This window comes from Psychroflexus longus, from assembly GCF_020164595.1.
GTDB classification, from domain to species: domain Bacteria; phylum Bacteroidota; class Bacteroidia; order Flavobacteriales; family Flavobacteriaceae; genus Psychroflexus; species Psychroflexus longus.
Genome location: NZ_JAIQZE010000005.1, coordinates 55,399 through 73,916, shown reverse-complemented (window position 1 = coordinate 73,916; position 18,518 = coordinate 55,399). Strand labels below are relative to the sequence as shown.

At 35.1% G+C, this 18,518-nt stretch carries 19 protein-coding genes; 3 read left to right on the top strand and 16 right to left on the bottom strand.

The features are described 5' to 3' along the window. Positions 1-77 precede the first annotated feature (77 nt). Positions 78-1,856, bottom strand: a complete 1,779-nt coding sequence (locus LB452_RS06365; protein ID WP_224460897.1) for an ABC transporter ATP-binding protein — start codon at positions 1,854-1,856, stop codon at positions 78-80. A gap of 252 nt (positions 1,857-2,108) precedes the next feature. On the opposite strand from LB452_RS06365, the gene LB452_RS06360 reads away from it, so the two are divergent. Together LB452_RS06360 and LB452_RS06355 are read left to right on the top strand one after the other, a co-directional pair. Beyond that, entirely contained in the window at positions 2,109-3,689 is a 1,581-nt protein-coding gene (locus LB452_RS06360) for an amidohydrolase family protein (protein WP_224460896.1), read from the top strand. Positions 3,690-3,842: 153 nt separating this feature from the next. Further along, on the top strand, positions 3,843-4,313 hold the full coding sequence (locus LB452_RS06355) for a CBS domain-containing protein (RefSeq protein WP_224460895.1): 471 nt from the start codon (positions 3,843-3,845) through the stop codon (positions 4,311-4,313). 107 nt (positions 4,314-4,420) lie between these two features. Here the strand turns inward: LB452_RS06355 and LB452_RS06350 are convergent, their stop codons facing one another. The 10 genes from LB452_RS06350 to LB452_RS06305 all read right to left on the bottom strand — a co-directional run bounded on the left by LB452_RS06350 (position 4,421) and on the right by LB452_RS06305 (position 12,335). After that, positions 4,421-5,329, bottom strand: a complete 909-nt coding sequence (locus LB452_RS06350) for a histone deacetylase family protein (RefSeq protein WP_224460894.1) — start codon at positions 5,327-5,329, stop codon at positions 4,421-4,423. Between the two features lie 267 nt (positions 5,330-5,596). After that, on the bottom strand, positions 5,597-6,775 hold the full coding sequence (locus tag LB452_RS06345; protein WP_224460893.1) for an MFS transporter: 1,179 nt from the start codon (positions 6,773-6,775) through the stop codon (positions 5,597-5,599). A gap of 30 nt (positions 6,776-6,805) precedes the next feature. Next, positions 6,806-6,973, bottom strand: coding sequence for a hypothetical protein (locus LB452_RS06340; protein WP_224460892.1), 168 nt, complete (start codon positions 6,971-6,973; stop codon positions 6,806-6,808). 121 nt (positions 6,974-7,094) lie between these two features. Then, positions 7,095-7,508 (bottom strand): hypothetical protein, encoded by a 414-nt coding sequence (locus LB452_RS06335; protein WP_224460891.1) that lies wholly within the window; start codon positions 7,506-7,508, stop codon positions 7,095-7,097. A gap of 362 nt (positions 7,509-7,870) precedes the next feature. Then, complete coding sequence (locus tag LB452_RS06330; RefSeq protein ID WP_224460890.1) at positions 7,871-8,251, bottom strand: PH domain-containing protein; 381 nt, start codon at positions 8,249-8,251, stop codon at positions 7,871-7,873. Positions 8,252-8,284: 33 nt separating this feature from the next. Next, positions 8,285-8,713 (bottom strand): hypothetical protein, encoded by a 429-nt coding sequence (locus LB452_RS06325; protein ID WP_224460889.1) that lies wholly within the window; start codon positions 8,711-8,713, stop codon positions 8,285-8,287. A gap of 61 nt (positions 8,714-8,774) precedes the next feature. After that, on the bottom strand, positions 8,775-8,945 hold the full coding sequence (locus LB452_RS06320) for a hypothetical protein (RefSeq protein WP_224460888.1): 171 nt from the start codon (positions 8,943-8,945) through the stop codon (positions 8,775-8,777). A gap of 49 nt (positions 8,946-8,994) precedes the next feature. Continuing rightward, complete coding sequence (locus tag LB452_RS06315) at positions 8,995-10,500, bottom strand: S41 family peptidase (protein ID WP_224460887.1); 1,506 nt, start codon at positions 10,498-10,500, stop codon at positions 8,995-8,997. 42 nt (positions 10,501-10,542) lie between these two features. Next, complete coding sequence (locus LB452_RS06310) at positions 10,543-11,112, bottom strand: helix-turn-helix domain-containing protein (RefSeq protein WP_224460886.1); 570 nt, start codon at positions 11,110-11,112, stop codon at positions 10,543-10,545. 731 nt (positions 11,113-11,843) lie between these two features. Further along, positions 11,844-12,335 carry a hypothetical protein gene (locus LB452_RS06305; protein WP_224460885.1) on the bottom strand — a complete coding sequence of 164 codons (492 nt, stop codon included), beginning with the start codon at positions 12,333-12,335 and terminating at the stop codon, positions 11,844-11,846. 243 nt (positions 12,336-12,578) lie between these two features. On the opposite strand from LB452_RS06305, the gene LB452_RS06300 reads away from it, so the two are divergent. After that, entirely contained in the window at positions 12,579-13,028 is a 450-nt protein-coding gene (locus LB452_RS06300) for a GreA/GreB family elongation factor (RefSeq protein WP_224460884.1), read from the top strand. Positions 13,029-13,149: 121 nt separating this feature from the next. Here LB452_RS06300 and LB452_RS06295 read toward each other — a convergent pair whose 3' ends face one another. From LB452_RS06295 to LB452_RS06275, 5 genes are all read right to left on the bottom strand, one after another. Continuing rightward, on the bottom strand, positions 13,150-13,326 hold the full coding sequence (locus tag LB452_RS06295) for a hypothetical protein (protein WP_224460883.1): 177 nt from the start codon (positions 13,324-13,326) through the stop codon (positions 13,150-13,152). Positions 13,327-13,587: 261 nt separating this feature from the next. After that, positions 13,588-14,712 carry a porin gene (locus LB452_RS06290; RefSeq protein WP_224460882.1) on the bottom strand — a complete coding sequence of 375 codons (1,125 nt, stop codon included), beginning with the start codon at positions 14,710-14,712 and terminating at the stop codon, positions 13,588-13,590. A 135-nt stretch (positions 14,713-14,847) separates the two neighbouring features. After that, a complete protein-coding gene (locus LB452_RS06285) occupies positions 14,848-15,351 on the bottom strand; it encodes a GNAT family N-acetyltransferase (RefSeq protein ID WP_224460881.1) in 504 nt (167 codons plus the stop codon). Positions 15,352-16,129: 778 nt separating this feature from the next. Next, the gene (locus LB452_RS06280) at positions 16,130-18,052 is read right to left on the bottom strand and encodes an ATP-binding protein (RefSeq protein WP_224460880.1); all 1,923 of its coding nucleotides are present in this window, start codon (positions 18,050-18,052) and stop codon (positions 16,130-16,132) included. Then, complete coding sequence (locus tag LB452_RS06275; protein ID WP_224460879.1) at positions 18,039-18,518, bottom strand: ABC-three component system middle component 5; 480 nt, start codon at positions 18,516-18,518, stop codon at positions 18,039-18,041. The genes LB452_RS06280 and LB452_RS06275 overlap by 14 nt, the downstream gene beginning before the upstream one ends.

Sequence of the window (18,518 nt, the reverse complement as noted above, 5' to 3'; positions counted from 1 at the left end):
TGAAATGATTTTTTTCTGAATTTAATCCAGTTAGAATTTTGGTTTGAATTTCAATTAATGACTTAGTACATTTAAAGCTAGTTGAGCTCCATTTGCAACTGAATCAATTTGTGATACAATCCATTTTCTTTTTCTAAAAGATCAGCGTGAGTTCCTCTTTCAATTATCTCTCCGTCTTCTAAAACTAATATCTGTTCTGCATTTTTGATCGTGGATAAGCGGTGAGCAATTACAAAAGACGTTCTGCCTTGCATCAACTTATCTAACGCATCTTGTACCAGCTTTTCAGATTCTGAATCCAGCGAGCTTGTCGCTTCATCCAGAATTAAAATCACCGGATTTTTCAAAACGGCCCTGGCAATTGCCACTCGTTGACGCTGACCTCCAGAAAGCTGAACGCCACGTTCACCTACAATGGTTTCATATTGCTCTGGAAACGACATGATAAATTCGTGAGCATTGGCTTTTTTGGCGGCTTCCAATATCTCTTCATTACTTGCTTCAGGCTTTCCGTAAGCAATATTTTCTTTTATGGTTCCTCCAAAAAGTAAAATATCCTGCGGGACAATAGCCATCTGGCTTCTTAAATCGTGCAAGGTAAATTCTGAAGCTGGCACATCATCCAATAACATCTGTCCATCCTGAGGCTCATAAAATCTTAAAATCAAAGAGGCTATCGTAGATTTTCCAGCTCCACTAGGACCAACTATAGCAACAGTTTCGCCTTCTTTGGCCTCAAAGCTTATGTTTTTTAGAACAGTGAGTTCTGGTCGGGTAGGATAGGCAAATTTTAGATTCTTAAAACTCAGTTTACCGTGAATAGGCTGAGGTGTGGAGTTTTCTATAATCACTTCCGGCTCTTCATCTATCAAATCAAAAACCCGTTCTGTGGCGCCAATTGCTTTTTGAATTTGCGCGTATTGGATCGGTAATCCTCCAATGGAGGCGCCAACGAATATCGTATAAAGAATAAAGGTGATCAATTCGGATTGAGTCAGTTCTCCAACATTCTGAAGTTTGACAGCGTACCATACTAAAAGCACGATAGCCCCAAAAATACAGAAGATGATAAATGATGAAAAAGCGCCACGTGCCAAGCCTCCTTTGATGGCTATTTTCTTGATATCGTTAACGGCAAATTTGTACCTCAGCATTTCAAAAGCTTCGTTCGTAAAAGCTTTTACATTGGCAATGCCTTGCAAACTTTCTCCTACAATGGTATTGGAATCGGCTACTTTATCCTGAGTTTCCTTAGATAATTTTTTGATGAATTTACCAAAAAACACAGCAACTATAGCAAATATGGGAATGGTTGCCAACATCAACAGAGACAGTTTAACTGAAGTAAAGAATAGGGCCGTTATTCCGCCAATCACAATGATCATTTGCCTTAAAAACTCGGCAATGCCTGTGGTAAAAGTATCTTGAATTTGAGAAATATCTGCGGCTACGCGACTATTTAATTCGCTAACGCGTCGAGAGGAAAAGAACTGCATTGGCATTTTTACCAAGGTATTGTAAGTATCTTGTCTTATAGCAGAAAGCATATTTTCGGTCACATTCACAAATAGAACGACCCGGAAAAAGGAAAACACAGCTTGAGCTGTAAAGAGTCCTAGCAGAATAAGTCCCATTCTATTGATCTCATCGGCATTAAAATCTGCAGTCTCGATGAGATCCCCCATCAATTTTGGAAAAAGCAAAGCTGTAAGACCTGTGAATCCCAGGAAAATCATCCCGATGATCAGCTTCCATTTGTGGGGTCCGATGTAGGAAAAGAGGCGTAAAGATTTCTTAAGGTTTTCTTTGTTCAGTTTTACTTTGGGAAGGTCAGATTCCTTTTTTCTTTTAGCCATTCTAAAATTTTCTTCTTGTCTTGAGGTGCAAAGTTAACTTCAAGCTGATTACTAATCTATTAACTTAACTTAAATGTCTTAAAAATTATCGCAAAACCTTTAAGTCAGTAGTATTAAAATCAAAAGAAATAATAATGCATAATGAATTCAATCTTCGATTTATTATAAATTTTCAAGAACAGTTACTAGTGGAGGGATTGGTTTTCATGCTCATAAACTTTCTTACCTTTATTTTTTGAAAAAAATTAAATTATGAAAAAGCTATTACTATCGCTATGTGTTTTGTTAATTCAAGTTACGGCTTGGTCACAAATCGAAAGTGCTCCAGAGAGAGCTGAAGGAGAGGGCCCTTGGTCACAACTGATTATACGCGGAGTTACGCTAATCAATGGAAATGGTGCACCACCCACAGGACCTGTTGATATTGTCGTGGAGCAAAATAAAATTACTGAAGTTAAAACCGTGGGATATCCCGGGGTAGAGATTAAAGAAGATAATAGACCTCAGCTCAAATCTGGGGGTAAGGAACTCGATGCTTCCGGCATGTATTTGATGCCAGGCTTTGTAGATATGCACGGGCATATTGGCGGGGAAGCTCAAGGCACTCCTGCGGAGTATGTTTTTAAACTTTGGATGGGGCACGGGATAACAACCATCCGTGATCCTTCAGCGGGCAATGGACTGGACTGGGTGCTGGAACACAAGAAAAAATCTGCTAAAAACGAAATCACAGCCCCAAGAATTTTGGCTTACACAGCCTTCGGACAAGGGAGTGAAAAAGAAATAAGTTCGCCTAAAATGGCTAAAGAATGGGTGAATGAAAATGCTAAAAAAGGAGCAGATGGCATTAAATTTTTCGGCGCCAGACCAGAAATTATGCAAACTGCACTTGAAGAAAATAAAAGATTGGGATTGCGTTCTGCTATGCACCACGCTCAAATGAACGTTGCCCGATGGAATGTACTGAATTCTGCAAGAGCTGGTCTTACCAGCATGGAGCACTGGTATGGCTTACCAGAAGCTTTGTTTACAGACAGAACTGTTCAGCATTATAAACTAGATTACAATTATAACAACGAACAAGACCGATTTGCAGGTGCAGGCGAATTGTGGGAACAAGCAGCTCCGCCATATTCCGACAAATGGAACGAAGTCATGAATGAATTGCTGGAGCTGGATTTTACCATAGATCCTACTTTTAATATTTATGAGGCTAACCGAGATTTGATGAGAACCAGCCGAGCAGAATGGCATGAGGAATACACATTGCCTTCGCTTTGGGAATTCTACCAGCCTAGTAAAATTTCACACGGCTCACATTGGCATTATTGGGGAACCGAAGAAGAAACGACCTGGAGAAAAAACTATCAACTGTGGATGACCTTTGTCAACGAATACAAAAACAGAGGTGGCCGAGTGACCACGGGGTCTGATTCTGGATTTATATTTCAACTCTATGGTTTTGCATATGTTCGTGAATTGGAACTACTAAGAGAAGCTGGATTTCATCCTTTGGAAATTATGATGTCAGCCACACTCAACGGAGCGGAGGCGCTAGGCATGGAAGATAAAATTGGAACCGTTGAAGTAGGGAAACTAGCTGATTTTGTAATCGTCGAAGAAAACCCATTAGAAAATTTGAAAGTGCTTTACGGCACTGGCGCCATCAAATTAACTGAAGACAATGAAGTGACTCGAGTTGGCGGTGTGAAATACACCATCAAAGACGGAATCATTTACGATGCTCAACAATTGCTGGAAGATGTAAAGCAAATGGTGAAAGAAGACAAAACTAAATCTGGTTATGAAATCAAGCAGCCGGGGAGGAAATAAACAATTTTCCACATTAAAACAGGGTTATTAGCTGCGATGTAAATGACTTTAATTTAAAATTTTATCAGTTTAATTTGATTATATTCTATTTTTTAACCTTTAAAATTGATATATCAACATTTTAATGATTAATTTAATGTCAAATTAAAAATTATGGGCATTAAAAGTTTTCAAGGTAATCAAGTGGGTGAAGCCAATGTACAAGCAGAAAAAATTACCGTTAGGGATTGCATGTCTCAAAGCATGATTCTTTTTAATAAGAATCAAAGTATCATTGAAGTTGTGGATATGCTTATCAAATTCAGAATATCTGGTGGTCCAGTGGTCGATGATCAAAAACGGGTTATTGGAATCATTTCTGAAGGAGACTGCGTCAAACAAATTTCTGAAAGTCGGTATTACAACATGCCCATGGAGGACACAAGTGTAGAGAAATACATGTCCAGAGAAGTCGATGTAATGTCACCCGATGTAAATCTTTTTGACGCTGCGCAATTGTTTTTAAAATCCAAAAGACGTCGCTTTCCCGTCTTAGAAGATGGAAAAATTATTGGTATAGTGAGTCAAAAGGATATTTTGAGAACGGCTTTGATGCTGAAGGGTTTTAGTTGGAAACACAAATAATTTCAAAATTATTGTCATCGGTTACTAACTCAGCTAATTATCATTTTAAATTAAAAATTATTAATTAATCATTTTTTGACTACCGACTTGAAACTAGTGACTACAGACTAAAAGTACATGTTTTGCGCTGTCCTGTAAGTATTGGCATGCGCGTCGATGATAGTTTTGATATCTTTGGAGTAGCCTCCACCCATACTCACTTCAACAGGAATTTCATAATTGAGGCATTGCTCAAAGACAAATTCATCTCTTTTTTTGCAGCCTTCCACTGAACAACCTAGTTTTCCCAATTTATCCGTACTCAAAATGTCAACGCCTGACAAGAAGAAAATAAAATCAGGTTTTATTCGGTCGATGAGGTTTGGCAAAGTGTTTTTTAAGGTTTTGAGATAGACCTTATCACCGCAGTCGTTTTCCATGGGGATATCCAAATCGGACACTTCTTTTTTGAACGGGTAATTGCTTTTGCCATGCATGGAAAAGGTAAACACCCGATCGTCGTTTTGAAAAATCTCTGCCGTCCCATTTCCTTGGTGCACATCGAGATCGACTACCAAAATCTGTTTTGCAAATTTATTCTGGAGTAAATACTGCGCGCCAATCGCCTGATCGTTGAGCATACAAAAAGCTTCGCCATGATCTGAGTAAGCATGGTGAGTACCACCGGCAATGTTCATCGCAACTCCATGCTCCAAGGCATAATTGCAAGCTTTGATCGTACCATCGGTGATGATGCGTTCGCGTTCTACCAATACTTCCGAAAGTGGAAATCCTATTTTTCTGGCTTTTCTAGGCTCAATGCTAATGCTGTATAATTCCTTCAAATACTCTGGCGTATGTACCAACTGAATGTACTTTTCATTTTCTTCTCGAATCTCTGGCTGGAAAAAATTATCTTGTTTACAAGTCCCCTCGTGAAGCAATTGCTTGGGTAACAAATCGTATTTTTCCATCGGAAAGCGATGGCCCTCAGGCAAGGGGTGTTTGTAAATGGGATGAAATGCAATTTTGAGCATAGCCAATTTTAAAGAAATTCAAAATAAATGCTTTTGAGTTTCTTCTTGCCTCTAATGGCTTTTAAATATTTGGTAAAATTCTGGTTAATCTCCTCACGGCTGTAGTCTTTACCTCAGAGGCACAAAGGTCACAAGGTTAGCGGTTTTTAACTTTCAGCTGCAACCTCTATGGCTTTGGATCTTAAAAGCCAGTACAAAGCCTTAAGAAATGTATCGTGATTTAGTAAGCTAACGGGAACGAATTCAGAATAAAAAGGGATTAATGACCTAACTGGATACTTTACTTGTTTTCCTCAAAGCAATCAATCCCAAAACAGGTCCTATAGCCAGAAGAATATAAATGAAATTACTACTTGTCCATACACTCAAAATATTGAGGAGCTGGATGCTCACAATGGTAATGGCAAAACCTATGCTGTTGACAATTGTGAGCGCTGTGCCTTTGATTTCGGCTGGTGCATTTTGAGCAACTAGTGTGGATAAAAGTGGTGAATCTGCTATGACAACCATGCCCCACAGCAGTAAAAATCCTATAAATAGAATTTCACTTTCGGTGCCCAACATCCATGGAGAAACCAAACAGCATACGCAGGATAAAAGCAAGGCTAAGAATGCTATCCGTTTTGTACCGAAACCTTGAGACAAATAGCCGCCTAAAACACAGGATAATCCTCCAATAGCTATGACGAGAAATGATACTAATGAAACATTGAAGGTGATCTCTAGATGCGACGACTTATAGATTTGTAATAGAATAGGCACAAAAGCCCAAAAGGCATATAACTCCCACATGTGTCCAAAGTAGCCAAAAGCTGCAGCCCTGAAATTGCGATTATGGAAGACTTTAAAAAAAGCGGAAAATTTTAAGTTACGACCTGATTGCCTGTAAGGACCGTCTGGTACTAAAAGCAAAATCAACACACCTCCCAAAACGGCTAATAGAGAAGTCACGATCATAACTGATTTCCAAAGAAATCCTTCCGTCATGTCTTTGAGCAAATGCGGAAAAGCTGTGCCTAGGACTAAAGCCCCTACTAAAAAACTAAGGGATTTACCCAAGCCTTTTTCGTAATAATCGGCTGCTATTTTCATTCCAACTGGATAGATTCCAGCTAGAAAAAAACCTGTCAGAAACCTAAAGGCTAGTAAGCTCAACATGGTATTGCCTTCCCAAACAATAGCCAAATTAAATCCTGCGCCAAGGAGTGCAGAAAAGAAGAAGACCCGGGAAGGGGAAAACCGGTCTGCTATACTCAACACTGCAAAAATTAAGGTCCCCAGAATAAATCCTAACTGAACCGCAGAGGTTAAATGCCCAAGAGCGCTGGGCGGCAAATTGAAGTTAGCAACCAGCTCGTTCATCACCGCATTACCAGCAAACCAAAGCGATGTACAACAAAACTGATCAAAAACTATAATAGGAAGAATGCGTTTGGAAACTTTCACGAAGTGAAGATATCAAATGAAATAGAAGGCTTAGTGCTTCTTAGTTCCAATTTTAATAAAGAATATTAATGATACACCTATGCCCATCAGTGCCCCTGCGATAAACCCTGAGCCCGTAAATTTTACATCGGTTAAAGTCATGATTAAGCCAATTATGAAAAGAACTATTCCTATTATTCTATTTTGTGCAGTGGTCATAGGAATGGTTTTTATGGATTTTATAAATCCGAATTAGTTGAATCTTGAATATATATAAAAAAGGCGAGTAAATTTTTACTCGCCTATAAATAGAACTAATTCTTATTAAGTTGTTAAGAAATTAATTATCTGTAGTAATTTCTTCTGTGTTAGAATTGTAAGTGAGTTGATTTTCCTTTAACCACTCTTGAAATCCAGCATCACCAAGTTTATTTCTCATGGCCCTAGAGCTAATCGCGGTTCCTTCGACAGAAATTGTTAATACAAATGGATAGTCTGTATATTTTACAACTCCATCTACTAGTAAATCGTACTCTGGACCTGCACTCTCTAATGCTCTATCCATCGCATCTTTTATATTCCAACCCAATCCTAAAAAATAAGATTTTTTTCCTTCAACCTGCTTTCCTTCAGATTTATCAAAATCTAAACTTACATTTTTTGAGCTAATAACTGTAAAATCTACAAGTCTGTAAGAACAGCTTGAAAGAGAGAATACAATAACGGTTAATAATAATAGTTGTTTAATTTTCATATTTAATTAGTTAGAAATTTTTTGCCTACTCTTGTGGTTTTTCAGCTTCACCCCGTTTAAATAGTTTCTGGACTCTATGTAAAAAAGTGTCTTGGACTAGTTCTATTTTGGGATAAAAATGCGAAATGATTTTAATTTATGAAAATGAAAATTTAAGAATGTTTAGTCTTTTATTCCTGTCTTTTATAAGAATCTCATTTTAAAATCATTACAAACGTTTAAAGATTGGATGAGTTGAAATCGGAATAAATTCATCAAAAAATTGCATTTCTATAATCCATTTTATAAGCATTATATAAATAACAAGGCTTTTACTTAACCTAATTAAACTGGGGGCTTTTATTAAAATGCTTCAATTCAAACTAGCCTAAAATATGTTGCGCCAGTACTTTTTGTACATCGTAAACATTGACGCTTTTATTGAATTTTTTAGAAATACTTGGATGTTGCTCGCTAGAGATCCATATTTTCAATTCTGCTTCCAAATCAAAAGATCCGGCAGTTTCTACACTAAATCTACTTATACTTTTATAACCTACCGAAAGGTATTCTACTTTACGCCCTGTCAGGCCTTGTTTATCAACCAGAATTAAGCGTTTGCTGGTAAAAATAAAAGTATCCCTTACCAGCTTAAAACCGATTTCAATACTTTCATTTTCGGTCAATAACTGACCGTAGTCTTTTTCTAAATCTTGTTTACTTACTGCTCCCGCATTACCGAGCAATGATGAAAATAATCCCATATTATAGTTTTTTAATTTTCACTTTAAATCCTTCTAAAGCGGTTCAAATTTAGACTTCACTTTTTTCAAGTCTTCATCTTTTAGAGTGTTAAGATCAAGTGTTCGCTTTTCATCTTTAAAATAAAGTTCAATTTCAAAAAGCCTGATGTTAATGGAGTCAATGTCAGCAAAATTTATCGTTTCAGGTTGTTTAGTACCCGGAAGGAATAACTTCAATTGTTGGTCATCCCATTCAATGTAGTATTTTTCATTTCTAAGGTTATAAGCGCCTAAGCCTATAAAAAATAAACCTTGAAATCCCTGCAAGAATCCGGTCCAATCAACCGAAGAGGATTCAGTACCGGAATCACCTATAAATAGTTTTACAATTGCAAAAATTCCGACTAATAGGAACAAAATCCCGAAGCCTATCATCAATTTAGAAAGTATAGTTTGGGATTTAAAAGCTTTTACTCGCGTCATAATTTGGATGAAGTTTTTATTCTCTCTAAAAATACTAAAAAAATCACATTTTAGAAATCCATCATTTTTTCTTCTGAAAAAGAAAATTTGATAATAGGATAGTACTAATTCCTAAACCCATTAAAACACCTGTCCAAAAGCCAGGAATTCCTAACTCTGTTTTATAGCTACTTACGACAAGTCCTAAGATCAAGACCACTGCTCCTAAAATTCTGTTGTGTGTTGGGGTCATAGATTGATGTTTTTTTAGTCTAAAATCTCATTATTAATTGCTTTATATCTCAATTCTTTTCAATCAATTCTAAAGTAAACCTCATCTGTGTGTCTTCATTGTTGAGGAAATCTTCAAGAGATTGAGACACCTGATAATCGGGGATAATTCCTCTACCGCGAATTTGATTGGACTTTACAGGAACATCTTGTTTTAAATTCACTATTGAAAAAGAAGTGGTGAATTTGGACTTAGGTAATATATATGTAAAGGGAGTATGACCGTTATGGCCATAATAGCCGCCAGATGTTTCTTCTCCGATTGTTATGGTGTTTTCATTACCGGCCAGCATAGCAGCAAACAAACTACCAGCCGAAGCAACTGCAGGACTCGTAAGTAAATAAATTTGTCCTGTAAATGCGTTTTCCTCAGGTTGCCATACTTGGTGATCTTTACTGGTGTCATCCTGATAATAAGCACCCTTTTTTTCTAAGGGAAAAATCTCCTGAAGTTGTTTGTTATATCCGCCTACAACGAAGGGTCTTATGAATCTTGGAATCCAAATATCATAATACCTAATTAGCGGTATTTTCCTAAAGCTAATCCAGGCTTCTGTGTTTTCCTGAAAATTTCGTTGTGTTAAATAAGAATAGGATAGAAGATCATTGGGGTCATCGCCACCATTATTTAAACGCACATCCACAATTAAATTTTGAAGCTTATCATTTTTGATTTTACTAAAAATACTATCCAGAAAAGCAGCATAGGTTTTATGCTCTTCGGTAGTTTCATTTCCCATTGAAAACGAGCGAAGCGTTAAAACTCCTGTTGAATCATTGACTTCTTTAAATCCATATTTCTGATCTTCTTTTAGGTCCACATAATAAACTTGGTCATAAGGAAGAGAATGTCTTGCTCTAAAGTTTTTATAGTAGTCTGAATAGCTAACGCTTTCAAGTTTTTTGGTCTCCAAACTGTTAGAATCGATTGCTTTGAAAGTGACATCAAATTCATTTGTTTGACCATAATGCCATCTGTAATATCTTGAAAAATGTGTTCTTAACCCAATTCTTTTGGCAGTAATATTATAACCGTCTGTGGTGTAGTATTTATGAAGGTTTTTGACTATTTCTGCCATTGGCTCACCGTTGATTTTAACAACTTCTGCGCCCAGAGGAAGCTCGCCGTCTTTAAAATTGATTCGCCAGTGGCCATCAATCCATTTCACCGGATAGGGGAAATAACCTGAGGTTTCTGCTCTTAAACTTTTCCAGTATTTATCTGGCAAGCCAGTATCATTGTGCAAACTGCCTTCAAAGTCGGTGAGTTGGCAAATAATATTATAAAAATCCAGATAAGTGGAGGACTGTTCAATTTCGGCTTCTGCCCATTGGTAAATGCTATCAATTTGAGCTTCGGAATGGTATTTATAAAGTCCTGAATTGGCCTTCAACCGAATTTCTTTAAACACCTCAAAATCCTTTTTCATCTTTTTGGTAGACAAGGGATCATCAACATGTTGAGCAAAACTTAAAAAGAAGGATAAGATGAAAAGGAGTGTAGAAAAGGTTTTCATGATTTAGATTTGGGAACAGTCAAAGTTTAAAAATAAATCTATTCAATCAGTTTGTTGCGGAATTTTAATAAATTCTGAACCAAAATATAAAATCGACAAGCTTATCAATAAACAGGGAAATAAACCTGTTGAAAAGCCTGTTGGGAATCCGTGAAAGATGGTAACTAAGAGTAAATAACTAATATACCCAAAACCAAATTTGAGGACACGTTCTGCTCCAGGCATTTCGCGAGTAAAAACAACAATAAAAAACGGGATAAATAAGCTTAGCAAAACTCCTCCAAAAACACTGTTAGTGTTAGCATTAGAGTCAATAGTCAGAAAACCTATAATTGCTACAAGTATCAAATTTAGGATTAAAAGAAAAAGTCCATTTATGATCTTAGTTGTTATGCTATTTTCTTTTAATGCTGGATCTATGCTTATTAATTCTTCCAGGTCTATTTGAAGTGTATTACAGATGAGCTGTAAGGTTTTTCCTCTTGGTTCGCTCTCGCTATTCTCAATCCGCTGAATGGTTCTTAGATTGATGTTGGATTGTTCGGCTAATTCTTCTTGAGTAAGCCCTTTTAGTTTTCGGGTTTCACTAATTTTTTTTCCAATTAAATTCATTTTAAAAGCTTTAAAGTTAACTCTAAATGTAATCAGCTAGCTTAAAATTGATAACGCCTTTTGATCGACTTTTATACGGCATTTAGTTTGTCACTGTTTGTCGTTTTTTGATTAATCAATTTTATCATAATGTGTACTTTAATTATGAACTTAAGCTAAGATTCGAATTTTCTTAAACTTGTTGCAATTTTTTAGGCTTATTGAATCTTCAGTAAAATGGTCTCCCAAAATTTTCTTTAGTTTCTTAATAGGTTATGGTTTAGATTTTGGTTAGTGATGAGTTTTATTTAGAAATTAAAAATAATAGCTAAATAATGCGTCAAAATTTTAGGGTTAAGTTTCTATAAAACTACAATAATTCTTATTTAAACAGAGAATTCAAATTATTTATTAATCATTTAAAATCGATGCTCTCAATAATTTGGTAGAGTCTTTAAATATAATTTTAGTTAGCTATTTAATTGATTAAAAGCTATACCATAAACTTTTGAATAGAAAGAGTTCAAAATATTATTCAAATTCTTTTAAACTGCTCATCACAGCTTTATTCTACTTCTACCTATGTATCTCTATCGTTTTGGTGGTTCAGGCCAACTATAAAGCTTTAAGCAATGTATCGAGGAGGTTTAAATTGAGCAGTGGCAAATTCAGAATAAATAATTTTTAAAATCCTGTAAACTAAAAAAGGCATGCGTCAACATGCCTTTTTATAAATCGATTCTAAGGAGTATTTACATTTCTTCCATAGCTGAAGAATGCATCTCCATCATCTGGTCATGTTCATTTCGTAACATTTCATGTTCTTCTTTCATTTTTTCTTGGTCCTTATTCATTTGTTCATGTTCTTTTTTCATGGTCTCAACTTCAAATTCTAAGGTTTCGCTATCCACATCTCCACTGGCATGTTTCTCTATCATTTCTTCATGCTTCTGAAGCAGACCTTCATGAGTTTGGATGATCTGATAATGCTCCTCCTGGATATTTATATGTTTTTCACGCATGGCTGAATGGAGGCTATCCATCTCTGGCCTATCTGATAATTGGTCGGACTCCTCTTTCATTTCTTCACGCAAGTCATCCATTTTTTCATAGGTTTCCTTCATGAACTCATGCGTTCCCTTCATTTCCTCATGTTCTGTCACCATTGCCTTATACTCTTCGCTGTCTACGGGATTGCTGTTACAGGCGATAACAAGAAAAGCCATTAGACTCCAGGAGAACATAAATACGTTTTTAGTTAGTAATTTTTCATGGTTTTTTGTGTTTTAATGAGTCTTTAATTTAATTATAAATTTTTAAAAAATGAAATAATGTTAAAAAGCCCCAACTACATCCGTTTAAAATTTGAAGCATGACTCACTTTAACTGCAATGAAGATTTATATTATTTCTTCTTACAACTTAATTCCAATGTTCTAAAGACTAGCTTATATTTATACTCTTCTTGCATAAAGCTAAAACCTAATCATGAGCCTCAAAAAAGACTTACATCAGCAGTGTGTAAAACTTGTAGATAAACGGTGGTCGAGTATTCAGAATCATATCGCCGATATCCAGAACAGTCTGCTTTCGGAGACCAAAAGCAGTGCTGGCGATAAGCATGAAACCGGCAGGGCGATGCTTCAGCTGGAACGGGAAAAAGCCGGACACCAACTGGCTGAAATCAATAAATTACGAACAACGCTATCTCAACTCAATGTCGACAAAACGCCTTCGCATGTGAGTTTGGGAAGTGTGGTCTTTACTTCCAAAGCCAATTATTTTATTGCCGTAAGTCTGGGTGCAATAGAAGTGGAAAATGAAACCTTTTACACTATTTCGCCAAGCACACCGATTGGTCAATTGCTGATGGGGAAAATCATAAAAGATGAGGTCACGTTTAATGGGAATTCTTTTGTGATTGAGGAGATTGTTTAGGTTAGGACGCTACGCTTTTAGAAGGTAGAGCGCTTCGGTTTTAGAAAAGAGAACATAAAGAATAAATCGCTCCGCTCATAGAGCTAAGACAACTCAATTAAAAAAAAGTGTTTTAAAATACTCATTCCTCTTCCTGATGGGTGATTTGCTGTTTGATGAGCAGTTTGACGTAATGGCGGTTGCGGCGTTCTTTCTTTTCTCCGGCGCGCTTGTGCTTGCGTTTGTCTTTGACGATTTTATCCAGATTGTCTAAATCTTCGATTTCTTTGACATCGTTAACTGAAGTGCGTTTAGCCATAATCCTATTTTTTCTTAGATCGAAAATAAGAGATTACTGTATTGAGAATTGAAAACTGATCTATTATTAAGTAAAAATTAAAACCTATATAAGTTTAAGCTGATCGTCTCAACATCAAATCTACTTCAATATAATCATCTCTGTCGCTTCGAAAATTTAAAGGCAGTACACAGCCTTAAGAAATGTATCACAAAGCTTCTAAGTTAACGAAGGCTAATTCAGAATAAACCATTTTATAAATTGTGTTGCTTTTCTTTTGATTTACAATAAATTTAGTGGAGCAATGATGCCAATTTTTATTTCATTTTTATTGTAACTACTCACGTTAAAATTGGTTTTGGCATAATTTGAATAATCGTAATATCGACCGACATAGGCTATAAAAAATTGAAGGTCCAAGTCCTTAAATGGACTGTAAGCTATCGTAGGAATTGCGCCAAAACTGGTTCTTACGTGATCTCTGCTAGTTGTGTAATTGTTGTATGCTGTGCTGGTCATAAGCGTTAATAAGCCTTTAAATTTTGGACTTAGCTGGTATTCTGCTCTAAGCCAATTTTCTATGTACAACACATTTTCTGCTATCTCATTTTCGGCAAGTAAGTTATTGATGATGCGCTTAGTATCTATTTCTTCATAACTGTACTGGAAATCGTACATCAGCTTGAAGTTGTTATTCTGGTATTTATGACCAAGTGTGAAAAAATAGGTTCCCTGATTTTTGACTTCATTACTTCGACTTGCGCTGTAGTGAGTTTCAAGTTTGCCATCAAAAAAACTTCCACGCCAGTTTGCTACAACATTGACAGGCCAAATGGGTTCTTCAATGTCTTCTGCTATCACATCTCCGTACAGATCTTCGTAAAGTAGGGTCCGGGAGTTCAAGACCTGAAACCGAAATTGATGATTTTCAAAAGCTTGGTAAGATAGTCCAGCACCCGTTACAAATGCCAGAGCATTACTATAGATATCATTATATTCAAGAATGTATAACGGACTATACTCGAACTCGTAGCCTCCATAAAACGCAAACATTTTTCCAACATAAAAATTAAGTTTTTCTGAAGCCTCCACTTTGATGTAGGCGAGCTGAATATCATTGCTTAGACGGTCCAAAGATTGAACTTCGGAGCTGCTATTGAATCGATTTCTGAAATTGAAATCTACTTTTTCATGCAATTTCCCGGAAATGTTGAGGGCTGTGAATCCATTTTCAAACTGAACACCGTTAGGAAATTGATCTCCTCCGCTAAACCTGTAAGCCTGGAACTCGGTACGTATATCGAAACCAATGTTGATGCTTTCGAATATCTTAGAATCTTTGACTGAAATAAGAGGTGAGTTAAGGCTATCCTTTTCTTGTGATAGACCAAATAAATGAACTAACAAAAAGAGGATTATTAGATAAATTGTTTTCAAAAAAATTTTAATTAAGATTTAAAATTTCAATGTACTAAAAAAATCAGCAACACCCTGTTAGTGCTAATATTATCGTTTTTACAGATTGTGACCAGGTAAGTTTAATCAGATCAATTCCTTCTGGTAAAGGTTATACACTGAAATAGGTAATTCTTTTGTTCCTACTTTTTGAAAGCCTTGCTTTTCATAGTAAGAGCAAAGCTTAGGGTTTTTGGAATCTGCGTCCAAGCGCAGGTATTTGCAGTCTTCTGCTTTAGCCTGTTGGGCAATCTGCTGAAGGATTTCCTTTCCAAGTCCTTGACCATTGAATTCTTCTTTGACGACCAATGAATGAACGTATTTTGCCTTTTCAACTTGTTCACCCCAATACATCAGATCTTCTTCTAAAATCCTCACCATGCCTATCACTTGCTGGTCGGCATTTTCGATAAAATAATATTCTTTATTGTCGATACCGTCTTTTACCCATTTCAGTTTTGCTGAAGGTGGATTTTTCCAATACTGCCAGTGATCAATATTCAACTTATTAATTTTCCTTGCTGCGGCTTGAAACATGGAAATGACTTCTTCCTGGTCTTTTTTTGTTATGGGTGTGAAGGTGAGGTGCATTGTTTATATTTTTATCCCAGGGTTGAAACCGTGGGTTATGTGTTTTAAAATTAATAATATCCTTTTTCATAGCCCACGATTTAAATCGTGGGCTATGAAATGAATTAAAAAATTAAAATGGTTTTAAGCATTTTATATATCCTTGTTTTTTGAATCCTTGGCCTGTCTAAAGCCTAACGTGCCAATAAGCAAACACGTAATTGTTAAAAAAAGTTTTACTCTAATGTGCATAGGCTTACTTTAATGTTGACCGGTTTCAGCTAACTTAAGTTTGCAGAGTAGAAAACTAACTTTATCAGATTACTATATTAGCTCATCTTTGCTTTATTTTTTTAAGTCACTTATAAAATCAAATTGAAGTAACGAATGAATTTCACTATCCAAATACGCTCCGTTATAAAAATAGTTCTCTCGAAAATAAACTCTTAAGACTGTTGAAGGCTTTGATGTCTTTCCTGATTCATATAAACCATCACACGTTCATCAGAACGAATAACCTGGACCTATTCAGCGTCTGACAAGTTTAATTGCCTTAGAACTAATCTCTGACTTTCTAATTCTGGGAAGTCCTGAACCTATAGGTCATTGAGCATAGGCGTTGTGGTTGATTAAATGATGCTGCAACATACATAATGCTTAGGCTTATCAAAAAATATGGGAGTAGAGAAGAAAACTTCCCAACTTAACCATTGTCTTTCCTGATTTCTAAAATTATATTTTTTTGATAAAACCCTTTTATTTGTGATGAATCGTTATTGTAAGTGCAACTTTTTTTAAATTATATACTATCAAGTTTAAGACTCTTATTGTTTGGAGTATAGGATTGTCCAACAGTGTATTCAGGAATATCTAATTTTTCTGAAATCTTCGATGTAGTAAAAATTATTTGGTAGTTTTTATTTTTTAAAGCATCTGAATTAGCGATCTCAACTACTTTGTTTTGAAAGTTTTTACTTCTTTCATCAACCATTCCTTTATCTTCTATATTATCACAGAGAATAAATTTTGGAAATCGAAAAAAATCTAATTCTACTGAGGCAAAAAATATGGCAAACCGGATACAATTTTTTAATACAACCATAGAACTTGCAGAGAATCTATTTCGATTATCTAAATAATATTTGTTTTCTCTAAAGCTTATAGATGTCTTTTTTCCTTCTTCGAATTTTTCCTCATAATCACCATCAGAGTGAACTAATTTTAATGCATAATAATTGATTTTATTATATGCTTCAATGGATTTTTTCCTTTGGCTAAAGTTTAAATCTTCAATTTGATTTTTTAATCTTTCTTGTTGCGACTTTAATTGCTCTGCCCTAATTCTATATTCTTCATATGAGGAGATTAAGTCCAACTGTTTTTGTAAATATTGGATTTCAAATTTTAAACTTCCTTTCTTTTCAAATATTTGCTCTAATACATTGGAAGCTGTATTACCAGTCTTTTTCGTTAAAAGATCGTAGTCCTTTTGAGCAGAGTTTAACGTTCTACTAGTCTCTCTAATTGATTGTTTTAATTTTTTTATTCTGATCACCCTTTCCTGCAATAGATTTTTTGATTCCTTCAATTGCATTTCCAATTCCAACTTCATTCTTGAGAATCTCGAAAGATTCACTTCATCCGATATATCTTGTTTGCATAAAGAACATTGATGCTCATTTGCTTTTTCTAATTTTTCAAAGCAAGCGGGACAATGCTTTAATTCTAAAGCTCCGAAGGCTTTTCTAGTTTTTATTGAAATATCAATGTCTGTAATTTTGTCCTCAATGACTTTAATAAATTCTTTACCATCAATGTACGCTAAATTCGTATTTTTTAATTCTTCATTTAGATCTTGATATTTAGTTTTTATTTGAATTAGTTTATGGCGATTACTATCTAATTCTTTTTTTGTTACTGAAGACTTTGCGTTTTTTAATATATCTTCTGGATTAGTAATTGAGGTATTTACTTTCTTTAATTGCTGTTCCAATTTCTGAATTTCATCTTCAATTATAGCGGTATTATATTCGAAAGAAGATTCCTTAAAAACTTCTTTCATTGCAGTAGTTTGGGATGAAATTTTATCATACTCTTTTTTAACCTCTTTTAACTGGCGTTCGAATTTGAGTTTTTCATCGCTATATGTGCCCAATAATAAATTTCCGACAGCATCTCGTACAGACGGAGAATCGAAATCTTCATTTCGCATTAAATCACTAAGATTACTAAGTTGATCAATATAGATTAAACGTAAAATTTGATTCATAGTGATGGTCTCCTGGTTTTCTGAGGAAATATCCGGGAAATTAAAAAGTTGAAATAATTTTTGACTAAATGACTCTTGTCTATCTGTCTGAGAATATTGATATATCTTCCATCCTTCTATTTGTGATTGGATTGCTTGTTCCAGAGGAGCAATGTTAATATACATTGGTCTTTTAGTCATGACATGGTATTTGTCATTTTTATCTATATTCCTTCTTACAGTTATAGGAGTATCATTAATTAATAACTCTGCTAGGACGTAATCACATCTTTTCGCTTCTGGTAAAAATTCAGTGAATTCGCCTCCAAGAATGAAAAATATAAAATTTGCAATAGATGATTTTCCAGTACTATTATCCCCACGAATAATATTGACTTTATGATCAAATTTTTCGTGATAGACATATTTGTCACCCTGAACTACAATCAGTTCATTCAATCTAAGGTTGCTCATATCTATATTCTAAAATTTTAGTTCTTTCCTTCAATTCTCGAAGGTTTAAAAATTGAAAATATTCTTTATAAAGGGTAATTACATTTTTATGAACTTCATCTAAGTGCATTTTTTTTTCAAACGCTAAATCATTAAGAGAGATCTTATTCTCATTTAAGTAAATTTTCTGATCGACAAATCTATAACCAATTAAACTTTGAATTGTTATTTCTTGAACCGTTCTTAACCTGCCTATTACCGTTTGATAATTCTTTATAGAATTAAATTTATTTTGAAACTTAATTTTTTTATAACTGCTAAATTCTTTAGGGAGGGTTGTTCTTCTTAATTCTTGTGGGAATAAAAAGAAATAATTATATATAAGTAGTCTGTCGGATTCAATCGAAGATTTTTCAAAAGATTGAAGTATAGATAAATTTCTATAAAGATTATGATATGCATCTGTTAGAGGATGGTACAATATCAT